General features: G+C 73.3%; 5 protein-coding genes and 1 pseudogene. 2 read left to right on the forward strand and 4 right to left on the reverse strand.

The window, feature by feature from the left end:
• Positions 1–799: pseudogene (locus tag DJ70_RS06420) on the reverse strand (ATP-binding protein); the annotation flags it as partial.
• A 207-nt stretch (positions 800–1,006) separates the two neighbouring features.
• On the opposite strand from DJ70_RS06420, the gene DJ70_RS06425 reads away from it, so the two are divergent.
• Together DJ70_RS06425 and ilvA are read left to right on the forward strand one after the other, a co-directional pair.
• Positions 1,007–1,414, forward strand: a complete 408-nt coding sequence (locus DJ70_RS06425; RefSeq protein WP_094531212.1) for a gamma-glutamylcyclotransferase family protein — start codon at positions 1,007–1,009, stop codon at positions 1,412–1,414.
• Between the two features lie 292 nt (positions 1,415–1,706).
• Complete coding sequence (gene ilvA, locus DJ70_RS06430; RefSeq protein ID WP_094531214.1) at positions 1,707–2,918, forward strand: threonine ammonia-lyase; 1,212 nt, start codon at positions 1,707–1,709, stop codon at positions 2,916–2,918.
• A 23-nt stretch (positions 2,919–2,941) separates the two neighbouring features.
• Here the strand turns inward: ilvA and DJ70_RS06435 are convergent, their stop codons facing one another.
• The 3 genes from DJ70_RS06435 to folP all read right to left on the reverse strand — a co-directional run.
• Positions 2,942–4,012: an NAD(P)/FAD-dependent oxidoreductase gene (locus DJ70_RS06435; protein WP_094531216.1), complete on the reverse strand. Its 1,071-nt coding sequence runs from the start codon at positions 4,010–4,012 to the stop codon at positions 2,942–2,944.
• A 76-nt stretch (positions 4,013–4,088) separates the two neighbouring features.
• On the reverse strand, positions 4,089–5,582 hold the full coding sequence (locus tag DJ70_RS06440; RefSeq protein ID WP_094531218.1) for a DHH family phosphoesterase: 1,494 nt from the start codon (positions 5,580–5,582) through the stop codon (positions 4,089–4,091).
• A gap of 54 nt (positions 5,583–5,636) precedes the next feature.
• Positions 5,637–6,505: dihydropteroate synthase (folP, locus tag DJ70_RS06445; protein WP_094531220.1), on the reverse strand; the 869-nt coding region annotated here is incomplete at its 5' end.

Raw genomic sequence — 6,505 nt, forward strand, 5'->3', positions numbered from 1 at the left:
CGACCGACCGGAGGCCGTCGTTCGCCGTGACCGGAGCCTCCTCCGTGAGATCGGCCTCGACGGTCACGTCGGGCCGGTCCGCGAGCCCCTCGAGTATCTCCCGAGTGACCGCCGCGAGGTCCATCCGGTGGAGGTCGGAGTCGCCGAGGAGGGCGTCCGCGACGGCGCTCGTCGTCTCCAGCCGGTCGAGCCCCTCGTCGGCCTTGGCCGCGATCACCGCCGCGGCGTCGCGCCCGCCGGAGTCGCCAGCGTCGGCGGCGGAGCCGGAGTCGTCCCCGTCGCTGCCGGTCGCCCCGGCGAGGTCGGCGTAGCCGCGGATCGTCGACAGGTCGTTCCGGAGGTCGTGACGGAGGAGGTGGTTCACGAACGACACCGCCCGCGTGGCGTCGCGCGCGCGGCGAGCCTCCGCCTCCTGGCGAACGGCGAGGTATCCCGCGATCGCGCCGCCGAGCGCGCCCGACCCGGCGGCGACCAACAGCGGGAAGGCGGGTTCGACGAGGGGGCGTCCCTCGATCGCCCGGACGAGGAGGGTCGCGCCGATCGCGCCCGCGGCGAGGAACGTGCCGGCCGCGGTCCAGCGAGCGACGCGTCCCTCCTCGCTGCGGGTGAAGCCGGCGTCCCGGACCCGTACCCCCGCGTAGACGACGCCGAGGGCGATCCCGCCGTCGAGCGCCAGCGCGAGCGCGGGACCGAGGACCTCCCCGACGGTCCCGATCTCGGTCCCGTGGTGGATCGTCGCGACGAGCAGCAGGCTACAGCCGGTCGCGACGACGACGGCGTAGCCTCGTGGTTTCCACACGACGTGATGACGTTTCAGGGCTCCGAACAAAAATCGTTGTGTATCGCGAGGCGGTCGGCGGCGGTACCGGTCGTCGGCGGAACCGATCGGCGGCGGAACCGGTCGGGACGGGACCTATCGGCGACCGGCGGGAGACGCCGGCGATCGGCGGACCGTCGGCGTCCGTCTTCTCCGAACGTTCAAACGCCCGAGCGACGCAGACGCCCCATGGACGTCTTCGTCTACGGGACCCTCACGGAGCCGGAGCGCGTCGGATCGCTGCTCGACTCGTTCGTCTTCGTCGGACCGGCGACGCTCGCCGGGCTCCGGCCCGTCGAGGGGCGCTACCCGACGCTCGCGCCCGGCGGCGAGACCGCGGGACGGCTCCTCCGCACCGACGAGGTCGGGGCGCTCGACGCGTACGAGGGCGTCGACGACGGGCTCTACGTCCGGGTCGCCGTGCCGCTCGACGCGCCCGACGGCCACCCCGACGAGGCGACCCTCTACGTCGGCGACCCCGACCGGCTCGACGCGGACGCGACGTGGGCGGGCGACGGCCCGTTCCGCGAGCGGGTGGAGCGGCACGTCGATCGGGCCGACGTCGCCGTCCGTCTCGATCGGGGATCGGCCGTCTGACACGGGTCTGACGACGGATCGAGGTCGACGCCGTCCCACAGTTTCACTTTCACCCCGCCTGGCGGACCTTTTTGTGTCGCCGCCGGCTGTCTCCAGTCGCACGTCACACGCGTGCATTCCCCCACTTCCCTTTCACGCGCTCCATCCCCCGCGAGCGGCGCGCCGGCGATCGCGGACGTGCGTTGACTGCGAGCGCGAACGGACACCGACCGTGAACCGACGACCGCGCGACGTGGGTCGTGAACCGACGACGACCGGAACCGATTAGCCCGCGGCGTCGCCACGGGGGCGTATGATCTCGTTGGCCGACATCGAGGCCGCCCGCGAGCGGGTCGACGGCGTCGCCCGCCACACGCCGCTCGAGCGGTCGCGGACGTTCTCGGAGATGACCGGCGCGGACGTTCACCTCAAGCTCGAGAACTTCCAGCGCACCGGCGCGTTCAAGATCCGCGGGGCGACGAACCGGATCGCGACCCTCCCCCCCGCGGCGCGCGAGGCCGGCGTCGTCACCGCCAGCGCCGGCAACCACGCGCAGGGGGTCGCGCTCGCGGCCGAGCGCGCCGGCGTCGACGCCACCGTCGTGATGCCGAAGTTCGCGCCCGTCTCGAAGGTGAAAGCCACCCGCGGGTACGGCGCGACCGTCCGGCTGGAGGGGATCGACTACGACGAGGCGCAGGCGGTCGCCCACGATCTGGAGCGCGAGCAGGGATTGACGTACGTCCACGCCTTCGACGACCCGGCCGTCATGGCCGGACAGGGCACCCTCGGGTTGGAGATCGCCGACGATCGCCCCGACCTCGACACCGTCGTCGTCCCGATCGGCGGCGGCGGGCTGATCTCGGGCGTCGCGGTCGCGGTCACGGAGCGGCTCGACGACGTCCGCGTCGTCGGGGTCCAAGCGGAGGGCGCCGCCTCGGCGGCCGCGTCGCTGTCGGCGGGCGAGATCCGCGAGATCGAGGGCGTCGACACGATCGCCGACGGGATCGCCACCCGGTCGATCGGCGAGGAGCCGTTCGCGGTCATGCGCGAGTACGTCGACGAGGTGGTGACCGTCGACGACCGGGAGATCGCCTTAGCGCTCACGCTGCTGCTCGAACGCTCGAAGACGCTCGTCGAGGGGGCGGGGGCGGTCGCGCTGGCGGCGACGCTCTCGGAGGCGTTCGACTACGACGCCGACGAGACGATCGTCGCCGCGTTATGCGGCGGCAACATCGACCTCAACCGGCTCGGGACGGTGATCCGCCGCGGGCTCGTCCAGATGGGACGGTACCTCAAGATCACCGTCGACCTGAAGGACCGGCCGGGCGAGCTCGAGCACGTCTCGAGCATCGTCGCGCGTGCCGGCGCGAACGTGTACGCGGTCCACCACGACCGGACCTCGCGGGACGTCGCGGTCAACGCCGCGGAGCTCGAGCTCGAACTCGAGACCGACGACGCCGAACACGCCGCGAGCATCGTCGAGGAGCTGGAGGCCGACGGCTACGAGGTCGAGGTGCTGTCGTAGAAGGCGGAGAACGGACGCTCCGCTCAGTCGTCCGCGGCCGCGGCGTCGACCTCGGCTTCGTGGAGTTCGCCGGCGCGCTCGCGCTCCGAGAGGTAGTCGTCGGCGTCGAGCGCGGCCTTCACGCCCATCCCGCCGGCGGTCACCGCCTGCTGGTAGTGGTGGTCGACCACGTCGCCCGCGCCGAAGATCCCCTCGACCGCGGTCGCGGTCTGTCCCCCGTCGCGGCCGCCCCGCGTCAGGAGGTAGCCCGCGTCGTCGAGCTCGACGCCGGTGTCCTCCAGGTACTCGGTGTTCGGGGTGTGGCCGATGGCGTAGAACACCGCCCCGACGTCGAACTCGTACTCGTCGACCTCGTCGGCGGTCGCCGGGTCCGCGAGCTTCTCCTTGGGGTGGCCGTCGGGGTGCTCGACGAGCGTGACGCCCGCGATCCCCTCCTCGGCCGTGCCGTGGATCTCGGTGAGCTCCGTGTTCTTCAGGATCTCGATCTCGCCGTCGTCGACCTTGTCCATCACGCGCTCGATCCAGACGTCCTCCGCGCGGAACTCCTCGCGGCGGTGCGCGACGTAGACCGTGTCCGCGAACTTGGTGAGGAAGTTGGCCTCCTCCATGGCGGCGTCGCCGCCGCCGACGACGAGCATGTCCTCGCCGCGGAAGAACGCGCCGTCGCAGGTCGCACACGTCGAGAGCCCGTACCCCATCAGGTCGTCCTCGCCGGGGACGCCGAGCGTCCGCGCCGACGCCCCGGAGGCGGCGATCACGGCGTCGGCGGTGTAGACGTCGCCGTTCGTGAGCTCGACCCGGAAGTGCCCCGCGGGCTCCTTCCGTACGTCGTCGACGATCCCGCTCCGGAACTCGGCCCCGAACTTCTCCGCCTGTGCGCGCATCTCGTTGATGAGCTCCGGCCCGGAGATCCCCTCGGGGAAGCCCGGATAGTTCTCCACGTCGGTCGTGAGCGTGAGCTGGCCGCCGGGCTCGTCGCCCTCGATCAACAGCGGATCGTTGTTCGACCGGGCCGCGTAGATGGCCGCGCTCAGCGCGGCGATCCCGCTTCCGGCGACGAGGAGCCGTCGGTGCTCGAGTATTTCGTCGGTCATACTATACTGTTCGTGGCGGCGGGATATGTAGGTTGCGCCCGCGGTTCGCGGGCCGCGGCGAGGGAGGACGCCACGGTCAGTCCGGATACTCCGCGTCGAGCGCCGACGGCGACGTCCCGGCCGGCGGCGTCGGCGGGGCGGAGAGCGCCTCGAAGAACCGCTCGGCGACGAACTCCTCGACGACGTCGGCGAGCGACTCCTCCTCGGCGACGGCCTCCAGGATGCCGAGCGGGACCTGCGCGCCGGCCATGTTGGCGTGTCCGCCCGCGGAGCCCGCCTGCGCGAGCGCGTCCCGGAGCAGTTCGCCCACGTCGAGGTCGGTCCCGCGGGTGCGCGCCGACCCGTAGATCACCCCGTCCATGTAGCCGTAGACGAAGGTCACGGCGATCCCCTCCAGATCGAGCAGCCGGTCGGCCGCCTGCGCGAGCGCGTCGCGGTCCGTGATCTCGCCGACGCAGGACGCGACCGTCGAGCCGCGGACGTCGCGCCGGTCGATCGCGGTCGCGAGCACGCGGAGCGTCTCCGGGCTCACGCTCGGGCTCTCGACCCGGTCGAGCGTCGACTCGTCGACGTGCGGCGTCAGCGACGCGGCGGCCTCGAAGTCCGGGATCGACACCTCGCGGGTGAAATCCCGCGTGTCGATCCGGATCCCGTACAGCAGCGCGGTCGCGAGCGGGCGGTCCGGCTCGATCCCCAGCCGGGAGAGGTACTCCGCGATCAGGGTGCTGGTCGCGCCCGCGTCCGGCCGCACGTCGACGAAGGAGCCCTCGACCGGCCCGCGCGGCGGGTGATGGTCGATCACGACGTCGACGGGCGTCCCCTCGGGCAGCGAGTCGTTGATCCCCGCCCGCGAGTGGTCCACGAGCGCGATCCCGCCGTACGCCTCGAGGTCGGCCCCGTCGACGGTCGAGAGCGAGAGGTCGAGGAGGTTCACCATCGCGCGGTTCTCCTGGTGGGCTATCTCCCCGCCGTAGCAGGGCTCCGCGGGGACGCCGACCGCCTCGGCGATCCGCGCCAGCCCGACCGCGCTCGCGATGGCGTCGGGGTCGGGGTTGTCGTGGGCGACGACGAGGAGCGGCCCGTCGAGGCTCCGTATCGTGCGGATCAGCCGCGGCGGGCGCTCGCTCGAGTCGGACGACCCGGTCCCGGAGGCGACGCCGCCGGGTTCGGGATCGTCGAGGCCGACCGCCTCGCGGACCCGCGCCGTCACCGCCTCGACCGGGTCGACGACGCGGTCCGCGACCGACGCCAGGGCGTCGACCTGCCCCGCGGCCGGCGCGGTGCCGACGTGCGCGACGATCATGGCGTCGGGGTAGCGCTCGCGGGCCGCGGACGCGGCGGCGACGTTCCGGGTCGGGTCGTCGCCGGCGACGAGCACGACGGCGGCGTGCTCGGGAAACGCCGACGGGTCGGTCGGGTCGGCCTCCACGGTCGCCACGTTGCGGTCGCGTAGCGTCGAGGCCCAGCCGGCGTCGTCCGTCACGGCGAGGAACTTCCCGGAGCCCTCGGCGACGCCCTCGACGAGGGCGCTGCCGACCGCGCTACAACCGAGCAGCAGACGCCGGACCATGTGCGTCGACAAAGAGGACGCCGACGCAAAACGCTGCCGTCCGCGTCGCCGGGCTCACTCGAGCCGGTCCGGCTCGGTCGCGGCGGCGACGACGTCCACCGCGGCGCGGTTCTCGGCGACGTCGTGGACCCGGACGAGGTCGGCCCCGCGCTCGGCCGCGAGCGCGGTCGCGGCGACCGTCGCGTGTTCGCGGTCGTCCGGCCCGAGGCCGACGGCGTCGTACAGCGACTTGTAGGAGTGGCCGACCAGCACCGGGCAGCCGAGCGCCGCGAACTCGTCGACCCGGCCGAGCAGCTCGAAGTTCTCGGCGGCCGACTTGCCGAACCCGAGTCCGGGGTCGACGATCACGCGGTCCCGGTCGATCCCCGCCACGTCGGCCAGCGCGAGCCGTTCGCGGAGGTCGGCGATCACGTCCGCGACCACGTCGTCGTACTCCGGGTCGGCGTCGGGGTCGACGGGGGCGTCGACGCTGTGCATCACGACGACGGGACACCCGGCGTCGGCGACGACCTCGCGCATCCGGGGGTCCTCCAGCCCGGTCACGTCGTTTATCACGTCCGCGCCCGCCTCGAGCGCCGCCTCCGCGACCGCCGGCTTCCGGGTGTCGACGGAGACGAGCACGTCGCCGTCGGCGACCGCGGGGACCTCCCGGACCGCGTCGATCGCCGGGACGACGCGGGCGATCTCCTCATCGACCGGCACCGCCTCCGCGCCCGGCCGGGTCGACTCGCCGCCGACGTCGATCACGTCGACGCCGGCCGCGACCATGCGCTCCGCCCCCGCGACCGCGTCCGCGAGCCCCTCGTGGCGGCCGCCGTCGTGGAAGGAGTCGGGCGTCACGTTGAGCACGCCCATCACCGCGGTGCCGTCGGACCAGGGGTAGTCGTCGTCGACCCCGGCGCCCCCGGCAGCCCCCGCGGCGG

It is taken from the genome of Halorubrum halodurans, from assembly GCF_002252985.1.
In the GTDB taxonomy this organism is placed as follows: Archaea; Halobacteriota; Halobacteria; order Halobacteriales; family Haloferacaceae; genus Halorubrum; species Halorubrum halodurans.

Bases quoted from the DNA above. Each gene is read 5' to 3' on its own strand.
- ilvA (WP_094531214.1), top strand. From the start codon at position 1,707: ATGATCTCGTTGGCCGACATCGAGGCCGCCCGCGAGCGGGTCGACGGC.
- DJ70_RS06440 (WP_094531218.1), bottom strand. From the start codon at position 5,582: ATGGTCCGGCGTCTGCTGCTCGGTTGTAGCGCGGTCGGCAGCGCCCTC.
- DJ70_RS06425 (WP_094531212.1), top strand. From the start codon at position 1,007: ATGGACGTCTTCGTCTACGGGACCCTCACGGAGCCGGAGCGCGTCGGA.
- DJ70_RS06435 (WP_094531216.1), bottom strand. From the start codon at position 4,012: ATGACCGACGAAATACTCGAGCACCGACGGCTCCTCGTCGCCGGAAGC.